Below are 16,189 nucleotides of genomic sequence, written 5' to 3' on the forward strand. Positions count from 1 at the left end.
TATGCATATTATAGACGATCGCGATAAATTGTTGGCGCGCGTGCGCCGGATCGCAGGACAGGTTGCAGCCATCGACCGGCAATTGTCCGGCGACGCGGGCTGTTCGGAAACGCTGCAACTGGTCGCGTCGGTGCGCGGGGCCGTGGGGAGCCTGGTGGAAGAGCTGATCGAACAGCATATGCGCGAGCATGTGGCCCGCCCCGGCCTGTCGGACGAGGCGCGCCTGGCCGCGACAGAAGAGATGCTGGCGCTGATCCGCCGTTACGGGAAATGACGATGCACGACGAAAAGGGCCATCATCACGGCCACGGCCACGACGTCCACAGCCATGAAAATAAGGCCATTGCGCCGTTGCAGGGTCGTTCGGGCAATGGGGCGAACGATAGCGAAGACAGCCATTATTTCGACCATATCTATCTGTCCGCCGGGCACGACCAGAATGCCAGGCGGACGATATGGGTCGTGTGGCTGACCGCTGCGACGATGGTGGTGGAGATCGTCTTCGGCTGGATCACCGGATCGATGGCGCTGTTGGCGGACGGATTCCACATGGCGACCCACGCCGGTGCACTGGCGGTGGCAGCGGCCGCCTATGGCTATGCCAGGCGTCATGCACGCAACCCGCGCTACACGTTCGGGACCGGCAAGGTGGGCGACCTGTCGGGCTTCGCATCCGCGCTGCTGCTGGGCGTTACCGCCCTGTTCATCGCGGTCGAATCGGGCATGCGCCTGTTTCAGCCGATCCATGTCGCCTTCGGCGAGGCGACCTTGGTGGCGATCATCGGCCTGATCATCAACATCGTCAGCGCGCTGTTGCTTGGGCACGACCATAGTCACGACCATGGGCCGGACGATGGTCACGACCATAAGCATGGCCATGGCGACAATAATCTGCGCGCCGCCTATGTGCATGTGCTGACCGACGCGCTGACGTCGGTGCTGGCGATCGGGGCGTTGCTGGCCGGGCGCTATCTGGGCTGGTGGTGGATGGACCCGGCGGTTGGCCTGCTGGGCGCGGTGGTGATCGCGCGATGGGCCTGGGGCCTGATGAAGGATACCGCCACGATCCTGCTAGATACGGCGGAACCGGCCCTGATGGCGCGGGTCCGCACCCTGGTGGAAGACGAAGGCGCGGTGATCCGCGACCTGCATGTCTGGCGCATCGGGCCGCAGGCGCATGCCGCGATCATCAGCCTGGCGCCGGGCGCCGACGCCATCAAGGTGCGGGCACGGGTGCGCAGCTTGCCGCGGATGGAGCATGTCACGGTAGAATGCGGTTGAAGCGCTAGGGCCGCTCGTCCCAGCGCAGTAGCGTCACCGCGCCGGTTGCGTCGACTGCCAGTTCACCAAAGGCCCCGGTTCGCAATTTGAGTGCGCCGAGTGGCAATCCGGCGGCGATCAGCGCGAAGCGGGCCGCGCCGTTGCTGGTGACGAGCAAATCGACACCTGCCTCGCGTTCCGCGAAGAAGGCGCGCCAGGCGGAGATACGCCGGTCCGCGTCGACGATCCAGCCGTCGGGGGCAACGCCGCGTTCGTCCCAGTCGGCGAGCGCCTGCGCACCTATGCGGGCCACCACCTCCGCCTCCGGGCGGCCTTCGTCCGGGCCGTGATCGATCTCGCCCAGCCAGTCGCGGGTGCCGTCCTGAGCATGACCGGTAGCGATCGCGATGCGATCCGCCGTCTGTCGGGCGCGCTGCAACGGGCTGGCGAGCAGACGATCTATGGGGAGCGTCTGGCCTGCAAACCATTGCCCCAGTCGGTCGGCCTGGGCGACGCCGCTTTCCACCAGGGGGATATCGGTGCGCGACCCCACGCGTCGCGCCTGCGCACTGCTGGCGAAGGTATTGCCGTGACGAATGATGAAGAGGCGGCGCATCGTGCGGACCGGGTCAGAGCGGCGGCGTGGGGTCGCCATAGAGGGCGATCAACGCTTCGACCCGGCTGATGTCAGCCTCCGTATCGATACCGCTGCTGTCGAAACGGGGCGGATCGACCGCGACGGTCATGACCGGAATGCCGAGTTCGAGCAGGCGCAGTTGCTCCAGCCCTTCCAGATTTTCCAGCGCCGTGGGGGGGCATGCCTCAAATTGTTGCAAAGCGTTCAATGCGTAGCCGTATAAGCCCACATGACGCCAGATCGGCGAGCGCGGCGCGGTGTCGCGCAACCTGTCCTCGCCCCGGATGGCCGGAATGATCGTCTTGGAAAACCATAGGGCGCGGCCGTCCGGCGCGCGCGCGCAGGTCGTGCCGCTGAAGGGCGAACGGCTCTTATGCTCGCGCAGCGCGTCGAGCGCGGGCCAGTCGAGCGCGATCACCGGGGTCGCGACCGGGGCACCGGCCTGTAACGCGTCGATCACCGCGCCCAGTGCGCCTTCGGGCTGGAAGGGAGAATCGCCCTGAAGATTGATGACGAAACGGGGTGGCGCCGACTGGGCCAGCGCGGCGGCGAGCGCGCGGCCCGATCCGGTGGCGATGGCGCTGTCAGTCATGACCGCATCGCATCCGGCTGCACGGGCATGGTCGGCGATCGCGTCATCGTCCGTCGCCACGACCAATATCGTGTCGGTCCGCGCGCCGATTGCCGCGCGCGCCATGGCGATCGTGCGGTGAAGCAACGTTCGCCCCGCGATCAACCGCAACGGCTTGCGCGGCAGGCGGGACGAGCCTGCCCGCGCGGGAATGACGACCAGAAAGCTCAGGCGACCCCGGCGTTCAGAAGGTCGTGCATATGCACCGCGCCGACCAATTTGCCGTTTTCGCAGACGAACAGCAGCATGACATTGCGTTCGTGCATCAACTGCATCGCTTCGGACGCGATGTCGTCAGGACCGACCGCCAGGGGGGTCAGGGTCATGGCGCTGCCCACGGCGCCGGTCAGATTCTGTTTACCGGTCACGGTCCGGCGCAGATCGCCGTCGGTGAAGGCGCCGATGAGGCGACCGTTGCGGTCGACCACCGCCGTCCCGCCGAGGCGCGCCCGCGTCATTTCCATCGTCGCGTCGAGCAAGGATGCGTCTTCGCGTACCATCGGCACATTCTCACCCTTGGCCATGAGTTCGCGCACCTTGATAAGCTGCGCGCCCAGTCGGCCATTGGGGTGGAATTTATGGAAATCGTCGGCGGAAAAGCCGCGCATTTCCATCAGCGAAATGGCGAGCGCATCGCCCAACGCCATCTGCACCGTGGTGGAGGTGGTGGGCGCCAGCGCGTTGGGGCAGGCTTCCTCCACTTCGGGCATCAGTACGCACATGTCCGCCGCCGTGGCGACGGTGCTCTGCGCCCGCGCGGTGATGGCGACCAAGGGAATAGCAAAGCGTTTGCAATATTGGATGATCGGACCGAGTTCGGTCGATTCACCCGAATGGGACAGCATCAGCACGACGTCGTCAGGGGTGATCATGCCCAGGTCGCCATGCCCTGCATCGGCGGGGTGCAGGAAGATGGCAGGTGTACCCGTGGAGGTGAGCGTCGCCGTCATCTTGCGCGCCACGATGCCGCTCTTGCCGATGCCGGTGACGATCACGCGGCCCCGTACCTTCATGATGACGCCGATCACGCGCAGGAAGGTGGTGGCAAAATCGCGATCTGCGAATTTGGCCTCCAGCGCGTTGAGACCCAAAGCTGCAATGGACAGACTGCGGCAGGCAGTTTCTACGATACGTCCGCCCGAACCGAACGGAATGATTTTAGATGCTGGTGTCGACACGCGTTAGCCCTTTTATCCGCTTCTCAAAGCCGGATTATCCGGCCAGATCAACGGTGACGAACCACCGTTTCCGATGCCTCGCCTTTCCCTTTTTCCGCGACCCCATACTGATTTCATAATCAGCACCGGCGTCGGCTTACGCTGTTTCAGCCACTTATGGCAATCCATTTTGCAAGTGCGAACGAAAATTCATGACAGTCAAAGCACGCTAATTCGTCAAGCAGCAGACGGACCGAACGGTTAAAGCGACGAAATGCGAAATTTCGTCGTCCCGCAACTCCATCGATAGGGGATTCTCATCCTTTATAGTCGCGATACCACTGCACGAATCGTGGAACGCCGACGTCGATACCGATTGTCGGAGCAAACCCTATATCCTGCGCGATGGCGCTGATGTCTGCATAGGTGGCATGGACATCGCCGGGTTGCATGGGCTGAAAGTCGATTTTCGCCTTTTGCCCCAGCGCGTCCTCCAGCACAGCGATCAGGTGCATGAGTTCTTCGGGCTTGTTGTTGCCGATATTGTAGAGCCGGTGCGGCGCGCGGCTGCCGCCGGGCTTGGCCGCACCGTCGTCCGCCGGAGGATGATCGAGGCAGCCGACGATGCCGTCGACGATATCGTCGATATAGGTGAAGTCACGCTGCATCCGGCCATGGTTGAACACCGGGATCGGCTCGCCTGCCAGTATCTTGGACGCGAAAATCCACATCGCCATGTCGGGGCGGCCCCAGGGACCATAGACCGTGAAGAAGCGCAGACCGGTCATGGGTATGCGGAAAAGATGGGCGTATGTTTCGCTCATCAATTCATCGGCGCGCTTGGTGGCGGCGTAGAGCGAGACGGGATGATCGGCACGATCCTCGACGCGGAACGGCAACGTATCGTTGCCGCCATAGACCGATGAGGATGACGCATAGACCAGATGCCGTACCCGCCGTTCGCGCGCCAGTTCGAGCATGTTGACATGCCCCGCCAGGTTGGAGCGGACATAGGCGTGCGGGTTGATAAGTGAATAGCGCACGCCTGCCTGCGCCCCCAGATGGACGATCGATTCGATCACCTGATCGTTCAGCGCCGCATGCAAGGCGTCGAGATCGGCGAAATCCAGTTCGTGGAAGGTGAAAAGCCGCCCATGTGTTGCCTGCAACCGGGCGATACGGTCGCGCTTCAAAGACACTGGATAATAGTCGTTCATATTGTCGATGCCGACCACCGCATGCCCCTGCGCCAGCAAGCGGTCGGCGGCATGCATGCCGATGAACCCGGCGGCTCCGGTAACGAGAATCGTCATGCGTCCCTCTTTCGGCATGTATCAAGGCGCGCGGCCCTTCCCTCCCGTCTCCGACACTATGCGACGGCTTGTAAAGCCCCCTTCCACCACACGCCATTGAGCGTCGATGGAAAGGTCCATCCTGCTGCCCATCTTTACCCCCCTCTAATCTTTATCACCTAAGCGGGAGCCATGGATATGGCATCCCATCCCGCGCGTCCCGCCGGACCGACCGGACCCGACCCGGATGGGCAGGACCGCCATGCGCGCTGGTCGGCGCTGGCGCTGGACGCCGCCGAGGCCAACGCCTTTTACGCGCCCGACATGCTGGAAGCGGCGATCGACCACCTCGCCGCGGACCAGCAGGTGCGCCTGATCGAGGCGCGGGAGGGCGACAGGACGATCGGACTGCTGCCGGTGACCCGCCGGGCGCGGCATGGCCGATTGCCGATCGGCAGCGTGGCGAACTGGATGCACGATCATTGCTTCTTCGGCGCACCGATGATCCGCGCGGGTCATGAGAGTGCGGCATGGCGGAGTTTTCTGGCGCAGCTGGACGCAGCGCCCTGGGCGGGCGGCTTCCTGCATCTGCAGGGCTTGGACGCGGCCGGGGCCAATGCGGCGGCGCTGGAGGCGCTGTGCGTCGAACAGCGGCGCGGACGGCGGGAAATCCATCGCTATGACCGGGCCATGCTGCGATCGGACCTGACCGCCGACGCCTATTGGGACAGCCATGTCCGGTCCAAGAAGCGCAAGGAGCTGCGCCGCCTGCAAAAGAGGCTGGCGGAATTGGGGGCGGTGGAGACAAGGCTGCTGGCGGCGGGCGATGACCTGGCGCATTGGTGTGGCGATTTTCTGGCGCTGGAGGCATCGGGGTGGAAGGGCCAGGAAGGCACGGCATTGGCCTGCAAGGCTGCCGACGCCGCCTTCTTCCGCAGTGCCTGCGCTGCTGCATTCGCGGCCGGACGGCTGCATATGTTGCGGATCGACCTCGATGGCCGGGCGATCGCCATGCTGGTCAATTTTCGCCATGGCGACGGAGCGTTCTCCTTCAAGATCGCGTTCGACGAAGCGATGGGACGCTTTTCGCCCGGCGTGCTGATCGAGATCGCCAATCTGCATGCGGTGCAGGATGATCCGGCGATCGGATGGATGGACAGTTGCGCCGCCGCCGACCATCCGATGATCGACAGCCTGTGGGCGGAGCGGCGGACGATCGTGCAATATCGCATTGCCCTGCACGGCACCGGCGTGGCCCGGATGCAGCGGAGCGCCGCCTTCGCCATCGCCAACGGCGTTGAGGCGATCGCCAGACAATTGAAAGGACAGGCATGACCGCCCATAGCCCCATTACACCGGGCCCGATCGCGCAGGCCGCTGGCGCCATCTTCCCCGACGAGGCGCGCGCCGCTCTTGCCGCCGCTTATCCCGACCAATCGACCAAGCTGCATCATGGGCTGGTCGGCCACGCTTTGCTGACGCTGGACGCGCTGGCGACCCTGGCCGAACGCATGCCCGCCACGTCGGTCGAATATAATCTGGGCAAGCTGCCGCTGGGCGTACGGCCCGAGGATACGCCGTCCAACGGCCTGACGCTGGGCGAGACTATCCGCACGATCGAGACGAATGGCAGTTGGGCCGTGCTGAAGAATGTCGAGCGCGATCCGGCCTACGCTGCGGTGCTGGACGAGGCGCTGGCGGAGATTGCGCCGATCGTCGCGCGGAAGACCGGACCGATGCTGCACCGGGAAGCCTTCATCTTCCTGTCCTCCCCCGGCAGTGTGACGCCGTTCCATATGGACCCGGAGCATAATATCCTGCTTCAGATCATGGGCGTGAAGACGATGACCGTTTTCCCTGCGCGGGACGAACATCTGGTCCCGGCGCAAAAAAGCGAGGATTTCCATGGCGGCGGGCATCGCAACCTGGTGTGGCAGGATGGTTTCAAGACGCGTGGCACGGCGGTGCGGCTGGAGCCGGGCGACGCCATCCATGTGCCGGTAAAGGCCCCGCATTTCGTGGAGAACGGCCCCACCGTATCGGTCAGCCTGTCGGTGACATGGCGGTCGGACCGCAGCGTAGCCGAAGGCGAGTTGCACAGTTTCAACGCCTTGCTGCGCAAGCGCGGCCTGCCGGTCGGCACGATCAGCGCGCAGCCGGAGGCGCAGGGCCTGCGCCGCCTGATCTATCGCATCATGCGGAAGCTGGGCGCCTGAGCAGGCGGCGGAGCAGCGCTTCGGCTTCGAGACGCGGGCTGAACCGTTCCAATATCCACCAGTCGAGCGATTCCTCGCAGGTGGCGAGGCTCTGCTTGTAGCGATCCTTGCCTGCCAGCAGCGAGTAGCGGGTCAGGCCACGCCCTGCATAATGGTCGACCGCCGCTGCATGGCAGAGCAGGCCGGGCTTGTCCTTGGCCGTGCGCAGCGCGGCGAAGGCGGACTGGTAGTTCATCGCCACGCCGCGATGAATGAAATTGACCAGCAGGCCGACCATGCCCCCGATATCGGCAAAGCGCAGCAGTTCGACCGCGCCGGACGGCAGTCCGCGCGCGGCGATCGTGGCGACGAAATGACGGAAACCGGCATCGTCCCAGGCATTGTCGGCATGGCGGCCGCCGTTGAGCGCGGCCATCTCGTCCAGCCAGGGACCGACGTCGTCCAAGGTGGCGACGGCGATATCGGGCAATGGGCCGCCATGATCCTTCATCGCACGGCGGATCTGGCTGCGCGTATTGGCGCTGAGCAGCGCAAGATAATCGCCATCGGCCGCGCGCACGGCGTTAAGATCGACCTGATAGACGGGCGAAGTGTCGACGCATGTGCGACGACGCGCTGCCAGGCCGAGCAACGGCGTATCGGGCGCGATTCCGCTCAACCGCAACGCGCGCCAGTCGCGGCGATGGGACAGGGCGGCCAGCGCGGCGGCGGTCGCCTCCCCTTCCCGTCCCGCCTCCACCAGCAGGCCGTTATATTCGACATAGGGCCGGTCAGCGGCGGGGTCGCCCGACTGATTGAGGCTGAGCGTGCCGACCCGGCCCAGCAGACGCGGCTGCATCGCATGGCCAAGCAGCGCCAGCGCGACATCCCGCCCCGCATCATCGGTGACGGCGAGGAGGTCGGGCTGGACGTCATAGCTGTCGAGCCATGCGCCGATCCAGGTCCAGCTCAGGAAGAAAGCGCCGTCCGATCGCGCCTCCAATGCCTGCCAGCGTTGCGCCAGGGTCGCCCGGTCGGGCTGCGAGAAGGTCGAGGAAAGTGCCATCGCGCCCCTTGTGGCAGAGCGCGGGGACGGGTCAAGCGGATCAGGCTGTCAGGCGCTTTACCGGATCGACCGTGCCGTCGGCGCGCACGCCGGCGTGCGCCAGATCGCGGGCGAGGCGGCCGGTGAGGAAGCGATACCACATGACGAAGTCGGCGCGGAGCGACCAGAGCGGATAGCGAAAGGTTGCAGGACGATTATGTTCGATCAGACCATGGCCGACCCAGGCGAACCCATAGCCCGCCAGCGGCACCGCAGCGGCCATCCAACCCCGTCGCGCGAAAGGCGCAGCCAGCAACAGCCCCACCACCAGGCTGGTGCCCACATAATGCAGAGCGCGCGTGGCCGGACGCGCATGTTCCTGCAGATAATAAGGCCAGAAAGCGCGGAAGCTGGTCATGCCGGTCATGGTCATCCTCTCCGACCATGAGCGTAATGGGAATCCTGATCTCTGTTAAGTGTGATGCGCCAGGGCGTGCGCGCGATCGGGAGCGTAGAGGAAGTAATCATAGGCGGCGCGCGCCGCCTCCGCCATGATCCGGTCGCGCACGTCATGGCCCCGGCTGTCCTTCATGACGAAGACAACGACGGCGAACCGACGACCATCTGGCAATCGCACCACACCGACGTCATTGCCGATGCCGTTCAGTGATCCGGTCTTGTGCGCAATGGCGGTGCCGGGCGGCAGCATGGCGACAAGGCGCTTCTTGCCGGTTTCGCAATGGGCCATGATGGTGAAGAGCCGCTGGGTACTGGCCGCAGACAGCGCGCGACCCGATTCATAGGCGGTGATCAGATCGACCATGGCGCGCGGCGTGGACGTATCCTCCAACTCGGCCGCGAAGGCCAGATTGGGCAGGTCGCGTATATCCCGCACGGCGAGTTGCGGATCGGCGCGGCGCGCCGCGTCCGCATTCTGGCGGAAACTGCCCGACAGCGGGTGGATGCCCATGGCACGGTAGAGAAGATGCGCAGTATCGCTGTCGACCCGCAGCCCGGTGATGCCCAGCTTGGTCACGAACCCAGTGATCGCCTGCGGCCCGCCCGCCCGCGCGACCAGCACGTCGGTGGCATTATTGTCGCTCTTCTGAAGCATCAGTTCCAGCAGCCGGTCGACCGACAGCGTCGCGCCGGGACGAGAGAACATCCAGGCGATGCCGCCCTCGCTCGCCAGCGCCGGGTCCAGCGCGAGTTGATCGTCCAGGCGCAGGTCGCCCGCATCGATCAGCGCGAAAATGCGCCCGGCCACCGCGACTTTATAGGCGCTGGCCATCGGAAACAGCGTGTCGCCGTTCAACGCCTGCGTCTCGCCGGTCTGGAGATCGCGCGCGGCGATCCCCACCGTTCCATCGGACAAGGCGGCAAAACGTGTGAATTCACCCAGCAATTTGGCTTCGGCCGTCTGCTGCAGCAGCGGCTTGGGCGGCGGGCCGAACGCGTCGGCGGCGGGCAAGGGCGCGAGGAACAGGCCGAAAGCGGCCAGCAGGCTGAAGGAGCGGCGGAACGACATCACCATTCTTTTGCGGATCGCCGCGCGCGAGGCAATAGGCATGGTCAGGATTCAGGCAGGTTGACAGGGGTTTGCGCCCCACGCCATCAGTCGGGCATGAGCGACCCCATCAAACTGCACGAAAGCTGGCGCGAACCGCTGGCCGAGCAATTCGCGGCCCCGCATATGCAAGGGCTGAAAGATTTTCTCCAGGCGGAAAAGGCGGCCGGAAAGCGTATCTTTCCCAAGGGCAGCGCCTATTTCCGTGCGCTCGACCTGACGCCGTTGGATCAGGTGAAGGCGGTGATATTGGGGCAGGACCCCTATCATGGCGACGGGCAGGCGCACGGCCTGTGCTTTTCGGTACAACCCGGCGTGCGAACGCCGCCCTCGCTGGTCAACATTTACAAGGAAATGCAGGCGGACCTAGGAATTGCCCCCGCTCGCCATGGCTTTCTGGAGCATTGGGCCAAACAGGGCGTATTGCTGCTGAATAGCGTGCTGACGGTCGAGATGGGGCGCGCCGCATCCCATCAGGGCAAGGGGTGGGAGCAGTTTACCGACGCCATAGTGCGGATCGTCGCGCAGAAGGAGGAGCCGGTCGTCTTTCTGCTTTGGGGCGCTTATGCCCAGCGGAAGGCTGGTTTCGTCGATCAGAGCCGCCATCTGGTCATCAAGTCCGCCCATCCCTCGCCGCTGTCGGCGCACAACGGATTCCTGGGATCACGGCCTTTTTCCAAGGCAAACGCCTTCCTGGAAGCCAAGGGAAGGGGCGCGATCGATTGGGCGTTGCCGGCATTGAACGAGGACGAGGGCGGGCATCAAACCGGCCTTTCGCTGTAGCCAAAGGGTTTAGCTGAACGGCGCATAACAAACTGGTTCAGGAACGAAACAACCTGCTCGTGCGATATCCGAATCACAGACAGAGAATCCAGGTCCGAGGAGAAGCACATGTTCATTCGTAAAGCCATATTGGCCACTGCCCTTGCCGCCGCATCGCTGGGCGCCGTCACGCCGACGATCGCAAGCGCCCGCGACCACGACCATGACCGTCGCGGCTATCGGGAATATCGTGGTGATCGCGACTATCGCGGCGACCGCTATGCAGACCGTCGCGGCTATCGTGACGATCGCGGCTATCGCTGCCGCAAGTCGGGTGGGACGACCGGCCTGCTGGTCGGTGGCGTCGCAGGCGCATTGCTGGGCCGTGCCGTCGATACGCGCGGCGACCGTGCCCCCGGTACGATCATCGGCGCTGGCGCAGGCGCGCTCGCGGGTCGTGCGATCGACCGCAACTCCAAATGCTGATGCATTAGGCGACAGATAGGCGGTGGGCGGTCCGTTCGGATCGGCCCACCGCTGAATACAGAAAGGCGCGCTGACCTTTGGTCCAGCGCGCCTTTTCATGTCGCAAAAGATGAGGCCCGGTCCTGCTTGCGCAGGCCGGGCCTTCGTTCCTCTCCAAACTTGTATCCGTGATCAGCCGTCGTAATCGCCGCCAATATTCTGGTTGCGCGGCGGCGCAGCAGCGGTCAGGCGGAGCGCCTCCGCCGACTGGGCGATCGAACCGATTTCGTCCGGCGTATCGTCGTCATCGATCTGCACCTTTTGCAGCGATGCAACGACCGAATCATGCAGATCGGCGGGGAATACGGTTTCCTCAGCGATTTCGCGCAGTGCGACGACCGGGTTCTTGTCGCGGTCGCGGTCGAGCGTCAGCTCGGCGCCGCCGGAAATTTCCCGCGCGCGCTGGGCGGCGAGCAGGACGAGGTCAAAACGGTTGGTAACCTTGTCGACGCAATCTTCGACGGTAACGCGGGCCAAACAGGGCCTCCTGCAAATAACGGAAGGAAAGTCGTGAACCGGCCGATTAGCAGCCCTCCATTGAAGAGTCAATGAACGGTCATAAAGGGATGGTTCCCTGCATCTAAAATGGGCATGGAGGGCGGATGGCGACCGTCACATCCTCTCCTGCCAGTGCCGATGCGGGCGACATCCGGCTGGACCTGAACGGCAATCATCTGCGCCTGATCGCAGATGGTCCGTCTCTGCGCGGTGCGTTGATCGCCCTCATCGAGGGCGCGCATTACAGCCTGAAACTCTATTATTATATCTTCGCTGCCGACGGTAGCGGGACGATGGTGCGCGACGCGCTGATCGCCGCGCGCGGGCGGGGCGTGGCGGTGACGTTGATGGTCGACGGCTTCGGATCGGCCGCGACGCCGGACGATTTTTCGCGCCCCTCATTGATGTCGGCGCGCATTTCAGGCGATTTGGCACTGGCCGATCCACGCGCTACCTGATCCGCAACCATCAAAAGATGGCGATCGCCGACGACCGCCGGCTGATGATCGGCGGTTTCAACGTCGAGGACGGCTATTTCGGCATCCCCGCCGACGATCGTTGGCGCGACCTCGGACTGGTGATCGTGGGCGAACAGGCCGGGGCGATGACGCGCTGGTATGGCCAGCTATGGCGGTGGGGATCGACGAAGAAACATCGATTTCGCACGCTGCGCCATATGGTGCGGCAATGGCACCCGACCCTGCACCATGATCCCGACGACCCGTTCCGTTGGCTGATCGGCGGACCAACCCGGCGGCTAAGCCCCTGGGCCAAGATCGTGAAACAGGATCTGGAGCAGGCCAGACGGGTCGATATGATCGCCGCCTATTTCTCGCCGGGGCGCGGCATGCTCAAGCGGATCGCGCGCGCCGCGAAACGAGAGGGCGCGCGGATCATCCTGCCGGCGCAATCGGACAATGGCGCGACCGTGGCCGCTTCGCGCCTTCTCTACGGGCCGCTGCTCAAGCGCGGCGTAGAGATTTATGAATATCAACCCTGCAAACTGCATGCAAAGCTGATCGTCATCGATGATGCGGTCTATGTAGGGTCGGCCAATTTCGACATGCGTAGCTTGTTCATCAATCTGGAGGTGATGCTCCGCATCAAGGATGCAGGATTTGCGGCGCAAGTCCGTGCGTTCATTACTCAGGAGGCAGATGTTAGTCGGGCGATCAGCCTGGAGGCGCATCGTCGCGGGCGCAGCGGGCTGACCCTGTTGAAACAATGGATCAGCTATCTGCTTGTGGGGGTGCTGGATTATACGGTGACGCGGCGGCTGAATTTCCGCAATCCGGATGCCGATTGATAGGGATTGATAGGGGAATGGCACAGCCCCTCCCCCTATCCGTCCGATCGTTCAGCGCCCATTGTCGGTCAGGACGCGCACCTCACCGACCGGATAGCCCTTTTCAGCCATTTCCTTGGCATAATCGCCGCGCGCATCAGCCAGTTCGGCCCGATACTCCTCCCATGCGTCGCGATTATCCTCAGCATCGGACGAACCGCGCAAATCCTTGGTCAATTCCTGGCGCGCTTCGGCAAGATCGGTCTGGTAGTTGAACCAATAATCATTTTCGACCCCGGCAATCGGGGCATGATAGACCAGTTGCGTTTCAACCTGCGCCAGCTGCTCTTCATAGCTGACGGGGCCTTCCTGCGCCAAGGCGGTAGCCGGAACCATGCCCAGCAGGGCAGCGGCGATGACAATCCCGGAGCGATTAATGGGCCTGGAGCGATTCATGGGCCTGGAGCGATTCATGGGTTCTTCTCCTCTTCTGATCTGAACCATGATCCGCACAACGCACCAAACCCTGGCTTTTTTGCCTGAACGGATGTGCAGAATGGATCAATTGACCGGAAGGGGCGATGGACCGAGCGGTCGCCATTCCGCCTACCATCAATTTAATGTAGCGATTTCCGATAGATGATCGACTATCGCACGATCAGGTAGAAGTCGGCGGGCATGGTGCCGCCATTTTCGATCACGATGTCGTAGCGATCCGTAAACAGCGGCAGCCAGGCGCAATCCGACTGGCGGCCGTCCACGGCCTTGTCGCACAACGTATTACCGTCGGCGCCCTGTACCCGCATCGACAGACCGGATGCGCCATGCGTAGGCGCGACCGAAATCTGGGCGCGCTGCCCCGCCAGGAAAAGCTGGCGCAGGGTCAGACTTTCGCGCGCGGCCAGCGAGCCACGCCGATAGGCCGGCCCCAAGGCGCGGCCGCGAAAAGCCAGATCCGATACAGCGACGCCATGGTCATGGGCCTGACGGATCCACTGCGCCGCAAGATCATCCTGCTCCTTGGCCGGCCTGGCGCCCAGCGCCTTGAGTATCCCTGCCGTTTCGAGCAGCACACCGTAATCGCTGTTCGCCTGCGCAGCTTCGCCTTCCATCAGCGTCCGCAATACGGGGTCGGTCGGCAACAGGTCGGCTGCCGGGGCGGCGGGTCCTGCGGCAAACAGCCAGGCGGTCAATAACATTCTAATCATCGCGGCCCTCCGGCTGGAGCACGAACCGCGCGCCGGGCGCGGCATCCTCCACATGCAACGACATTTGGTGCCGCTCCGCAATCGCCCTGGCCAGCGACAGGCCAAGCCCATGTCCCCCGCCCAGCGCCCCGTCAAGCCGGACGTAGCGTTCGAACACGCGTTCCCGATCGGCGCGCGGAATACCATGGCCGTCATCCTGCACCACGATGCGCGGCCCTGGCCCCAATTCCAATAGGACGGACCCGCCACTCGACACATATTTGAATCCATTGTCGAGCAGATTGGACATGAGGCGCATCATCTGCATCGGGTCGGCGCGGCAGCGAACGCCCGGCGCGATGCGGGCATGAAAGCCGATCCCCAACTCCTCCGCACTGGCGCCATAGAGGTCCGCCAGATTTTCCGCGATATCGCTGAGGTCGACTTCGGCCATGCCACGCGGATCGCCCCGCATCGCCTGCGTTCCCGCAATGTCGAGCAGCGAATCGAGCAGGTGCACGACACCGCGGATTTCCGCCCGAGACTGGTCCAGCGTCCGCAGCAACGCTTCGTCCTGGGTGCCATCCATCGCCTTGAGAATACGTGTGTCCAGGTGCATCAACGGCGTACGGATCTCATGCGCCGTCTGATCTGACACGGCCCGCTGGGCGTCCACCAGCCGCTCCACCTGATCGAGCATGATGTTGGTGTTGGCCGCCAGTTCCGCCAGTTCGTCATTGCTGCCAGCGCCAGGCGCGCGCGCGGCAATACGCCCGGCGCGGACAGCGGCGAAAGCGGCGTTCACCGTTTCAACCCGAGCGCGCAGCCGACGGGCGGCGAGATGCCCAGCCACCAGACTGAGCAGTGCGATGCCCGCCCCTGCCACGGCAAAGGCGGTGGCCAGTCGGGCGAGCAACGCCTGGCTGCGTCGGTCGCTGCGCCCCACCAGCAGCCGGGCGCCATCGGGGAGTCGGGTCGCGCGGGCGAATATATGACGCCCATCCGGCAGGGTGATGAGGCGCGCTTCGGACACGTCGGACGCGATGACAGGCCAGCGCGCCAGATTGCCCGCCAAGCGTCGGCCGGTGGCATCGGTCAGCAGATACCAGCTTCTGACGCCTTCCTGATCGAAGGCCAGGCGATCGGCGATACGGTCCCTCAGTTCGGTCCCGCCCCCGCTGACATGAATGTCGGCCAGGCCGGCAAGATCGGTGTCGACTTCCCGCGCCAACATGGCGCGACCATGATCTTCGACGATCTTCTGCACCACCAGGAACAGCGCCAGCGTGGACAACAGGCTGACAAGTAAGGCCGAAATCGTGACCCGCCCGAAGACCGACCGGAACAGGCCGGGCTTAGTCAAGATCGGATCTCGTCGTGCCGATCAGCCGGTATCCCGTGCCCCATACGGTTTCCAGCACCGGGCCGTCGAACCCGTCCTCCAGCTTGCGGCGCAGGCGGCCGACATTGACGTCGACGACATTGGTCTGCGGATCGAAGCTCAGTTTCCAGACCTGGCGCAGCAGCATTTCGCGGGTCACGACTTCGCCTGCATGCTCCATCAGATAGCGGAACAGTTCGAATTCCTTGGGCGAAAGCGGCAGGTGGCGACCACGGCGAAAGGCGGTGCGCGCCTTCACATGACATTCCAGATCGCCGAACAGCAGGACCGGTTCATGGCTGCGGCGGTTGGCGCGCCGCCAGAGCGCGCGGACGCGCGCAACCAGTTCGTCGGGTTCGAACGGCTTGGCGAGATAATCGTCGACCCCGCTTTCCAGGCCTTCGACCCGATGTTCGCTGCGGCCGAGCGCGGACAGCATCAATATGGGCGCGCCCACGCCGGCCACGCGCAGCCGGGTGACGATGTCGATACCTGAAAGATGCGGCAGCATGCGGTCGAGGATGATGACGTCGTGGCCACCGCTGCCCGCACGGTTGAGGCCGGTGGCACCATCAATCGCCTGCTCCACCGTCATGCCTGCATTGCTGAGGATCGCGGCGACATTGATGCGCGCCGCCGCGTCATCTTCCACCAGCAATATCGAAATTGCGTCCGTCTGCCCCATCATGCCTCCCGCTTGCAGATAACGCGAAAGGCCGCCAGTGACAAAGCCTGTTAGGCATCACTGGCGGCCTTTCGCGCAGGCA

18 protein-coding genes and 1 pseudogene are annotated in these 16,189 nt (G+C 64.1%); 7 read left to right on the forward strand and 12 right to left on the reverse strand.

What is annotated here, in order from left to right:
* The first annotated feature begins 1 nt into the window (after position 1).
* Entirely contained in the window at positions 2–274 is a 273-nt protein-coding gene (locus tag U5A82_RS18420; protein ID WP_326292327.1) for a metal/formaldehyde-sensitive transcriptional repressor, read from the forward strand.
* Positions 271–1,281 (forward strand): CDF family Co(II)/Ni(II) efflux transporter DmeF, encoded by a 1,011-nt coding sequence (gene dmeF, locus U5A82_RS18425; RefSeq protein ID WP_326292328.1) that lies wholly within the window; start codon positions 271–273, stop codon positions 1,279–1,281. The genes U5A82_RS18420 and dmeF overlap by 4 nt, the downstream gene beginning before the upstream one ends.
* 4 nt (positions 1,282–1,285) lie before the next feature.
* Here the strand turns inward: dmeF and U5A82_RS18430 are convergent, their stop codons facing one another.
* From U5A82_RS18430 to U5A82_RS18445, 4 genes are all read right to left on the reverse strand, one after another.
* Positions 1,286–1,876, reverse strand: a complete 591-nt coding sequence (locus tag U5A82_RS18430) for a histidine phosphatase family protein (protein ID WP_326292992.1) — start codon at positions 1,874–1,876, stop codon at positions 1,286–1,288.
* Between the two features lie 13 nt (positions 1,877–1,889).
* Positions 1,890–2,690: a 3-deoxy-manno-octulosonate cytidylyltransferase gene (gene kdsB / locus U5A82_RS18435; protein ID WP_326292993.1), complete on the reverse strand. Its 801-nt coding sequence runs from the start codon at positions 2,688–2,690 to the stop codon at positions 1,890–1,892.
* A gap of 5 nt (positions 2,691–2,695) precedes the next feature.
* Positions 2,696–3,706: a KpsF/GutQ family sugar-phosphate isomerase gene (locus U5A82_RS18440; RefSeq protein ID WP_326292329.1), complete on the reverse strand. Its 1,011-nt coding sequence runs from the start codon at positions 3,704–3,706 to the stop codon at positions 2,696–2,698.
* Between the two features lie 296 nt (positions 3,707–4,002).
* On the reverse strand, positions 4,003–4,998 hold the full coding sequence (locus tag U5A82_RS18445; RefSeq protein WP_326292330.1) for an NAD-dependent epimerase/dehydratase family protein: 996 nt from the start codon (positions 4,996–4,998) through the stop codon (positions 4,003–4,005).
* 171 nt (positions 4,999–5,169) lie between these two features.
* Between U5A82_RS18445 and U5A82_RS18450 the strand changes: the two genes are divergently transcribed.
* Positions 5,170–6,312: a GNAT family N-acetyltransferase gene (locus U5A82_RS18450; RefSeq protein WP_326292331.1), complete on the forward strand. Its 1,143-nt coding sequence runs from the start codon at positions 5,170–5,172 to the stop codon at positions 6,310–6,312.
* Complete coding sequence (locus U5A82_RS18455) at positions 6,309–7,193, forward strand: cupin-like domain-containing protein (RefSeq protein ID WP_326292332.1); 885 nt, start codon at positions 6,309–6,311, stop codon at positions 7,191–7,193. Before U5A82_RS18450 ends, U5A82_RS18455 begins: the two co-directional genes overlap by 4 nt.
* Here U5A82_RS18455 and U5A82_RS18460 read toward each other — a convergent pair.
* The 3 genes from U5A82_RS18460 to bla are packed head-to-tail and all read right to left on the reverse strand — an operon-like array spanning position 7,171 to position 9,745.
* Positions 7,171–8,238, reverse strand: a complete 1,068-nt coding sequence (locus tag U5A82_RS18460) for a GNAT family N-acetyltransferase (protein ID WP_326292333.1) — start codon at positions 8,236–8,238, stop codon at positions 7,171–7,173. The two genes, U5A82_RS18455 and U5A82_RS18460, sit on opposite strands and share 23 nt — an antisense overlap.
* Before the next feature lie 40 nt (positions 8,239–8,278).
* Positions 8,279–8,644 (reverse strand): Mpo1-like protein, encoded by a 366-nt coding sequence (locus U5A82_RS18465; RefSeq protein WP_326292334.1) that lies wholly within the window; start codon positions 8,642–8,644, stop codon positions 8,279–8,281.
* A 45-nt stretch (positions 8,645–8,689) separates the two neighbouring features.
* Entirely contained in the window at positions 8,690–9,745 is a 1,056-nt protein-coding gene (gene bla, locus U5A82_RS18470; protein ID WP_326292335.1) for a class A beta-lactamase, read from the reverse strand.
* 96 nt (positions 9,746–9,841) lie between these two features.
* Here bla and ung point away from each other — a divergent pair, with 96 nt between their 5' ends.
* Entirely contained in the window at positions 9,842–10,567 is a 726-nt protein-coding gene (gene ung / locus U5A82_RS18475) for a uracil-DNA glycosylase (RefSeq protein WP_326292336.1), read from the forward strand.
* Positions 10,568–10,675: 108 nt separating this feature from the next.
* Positions 10,676–11,032 carry a glycine zipper 2TM domain-containing protein gene (locus U5A82_RS18480; RefSeq protein ID WP_326292337.1) on the forward strand — a complete coding sequence of 119 codons (357 nt, stop codon included), beginning with the start codon at positions 10,676–10,678 and terminating at the stop codon, positions 11,030–11,032.
* Positions 11,033–11,203: 171 nt separating this feature from the next.
* Here the strand turns inward: U5A82_RS18480 and rpoZ are convergent, their stop codons facing one another.
* Positions 11,204–11,548 carry a DNA-directed RNA polymerase subunit omega gene (gene rpoZ / locus U5A82_RS18485; protein WP_326292338.1) on the reverse strand — a complete coding sequence of 115 codons (345 nt, stop codon included), beginning with the start codon at positions 11,546–11,548 and terminating at the stop codon, positions 11,204–11,206.
* Between the two features lie 125 nt (positions 11,549–11,673).
* On the opposite strand from rpoZ, the pseudogene U5A82_RS18490 reads away from it, so the two are divergent.
* A pseudogene (locus U5A82_RS18490) lies at positions 11,674–12,875 on the forward strand (phospholipase D-like domain-containing protein).
* Positions 12,876–12,926: 51 nt separating this feature from the next.
* Here the strand turns inward: U5A82_RS18490 and U5A82_RS18495 are convergent.
* The 4 genes from U5A82_RS18495 to U5A82_RS18510 all read right to left on the reverse strand — a co-directional run bounded on the left by U5A82_RS18495 (position 12,927) and on the right by U5A82_RS18510 (position 16,107).
* Positions 12,927–13,310, reverse strand: a complete 384-nt coding sequence (locus U5A82_RS18495; RefSeq protein WP_442802188.1) for a hypothetical protein — start codon at positions 13,308–13,310, stop codon at positions 12,927–12,929.
* 191 nt (positions 13,311–13,501) lie between these two features.
* Positions 13,502–14,062, reverse strand: coding sequence for a hypothetical protein (locus U5A82_RS18500; RefSeq protein WP_326292339.1), 561 nt, complete (start codon positions 14,060–14,062; stop codon positions 13,502–13,504).
* The gene (locus tag U5A82_RS18505) at positions 14,055–15,404 is read right to left on the reverse strand and encodes a sensor histidine kinase (RefSeq protein ID WP_326292340.1); all 1,350 of its coding nucleotides are present in this window, start codon (positions 15,402–15,404) and stop codon (positions 14,055–14,057) included. The genes U5A82_RS18500 and U5A82_RS18505 overlap by 8 nt, the downstream gene beginning before the upstream one ends.
* Positions 15,397–16,107 carry a response regulator transcription factor gene (locus tag U5A82_RS18510; protein ID WP_326292995.1) on the reverse strand — a complete coding sequence of 237 codons (711 nt, stop codon included), beginning with the start codon at positions 16,105–16,107 and terminating at the stop codon, positions 15,397–15,399. Before U5A82_RS18510 ends, U5A82_RS18505 begins: the two co-directional genes overlap by 8 nt.
* Positions 16,108–16,189 lie beyond the last annotated feature (82 nt).

The organism is Sphingobium sp. CR2-8, from assembly GCF_035818615.1.
GTDB lineage: Bacteria > Pseudomonadota > Alphaproteobacteria > Sphingomonadales > Sphingomonadaceae > Sphingobium.

Coding starts and splice junctions, on each gene's coding strand:
- U5A82_RS18420 (WP_326292327.1), top strand. CDS start 2: ATGCATATTATAGACGATCGCGATAAATTGTTGGCGCGCGTGCGCCGG.
- dmeF (WP_326292328.1), top strand. CDS start 271: ATGACGATGCACGACGAAAAGGGCCATCATCACGGCCACGGCCACGAC.
- U5A82_RS18430 (WP_326292992.1), bottom strand. CDS start 1,876: ATGCGCCGCCTCTTCATCATTCGTCACGGCAATACCTTCGCCAGCAGT.
- U5A82_RS18445 (WP_326292330.1), bottom strand. CDS start 4,998: ATGACGATTCTCGTTACCGGAGCCGCCGGGTTCATCGGCATGCATGCC.
- U5A82_RS18450 (WP_326292331.1), top strand. CDS start 5,170: ATGGATATGGCATCCCATCCCGCGCGTCCCGCCGGACCGACCGGACCC.
- U5A82_RS18455 (WP_326292332.1), top strand. CDS start 6,309: ATGACCGCCCATAGCCCCATTACACCGGGCCCGATCGCGCAGGCCGCT.
- U5A82_RS18460 (WP_326292333.1), bottom strand. CDS start 8,238: ATGGCACTTTCCTCGACCTTCTCGCAGCCCGACCGGGCGACCCTGGCG.
- U5A82_RS18465 (WP_326292334.1), bottom strand. CDS start 8,644: ATGACCGGCATGACCAGCTTCCGCGCTTTCTGGCCTTATTATCTGCAG.
- bla (WP_326292335.1), bottom strand. CDS start 9,745: ATGTCGTTCCGCCGCTCCTTCAGCCTGCTGGCCGCTTTCGGCCTGTTC.
- ung (WP_326292336.1), top strand. CDS start 9,842: ATGAGCGACCCCATCAAACTGCACGAAAGCTGGCGCGAACCGCTGGCC.
- U5A82_RS18480 (WP_326292337.1), top strand. CDS start 10,676: ATGTTCATTCGTAAAGCCATATTGGCCACTGCCCTTGCCGCCGCATCG.
- U5A82_RS18495 (WP_442802188.1), bottom strand. CDS start 13,310: ATGAATCGCTCCAGGCCCATTAATCGCTCCGGGATTGTCATCGCCGCT.
- U5A82_RS18500 (WP_326292339.1), bottom strand. CDS start 14,062: ATGATTAGAATGTTATTGACCGCCTGGCTGTTTGCCGCAGGACCCGCC.
- U5A82_RS18510 (WP_326292995.1), bottom strand. CDS start 16,107: ATGGGGCAGACGGACGCAATTTCGATATTGCTGGTGGAAGATGACGCG.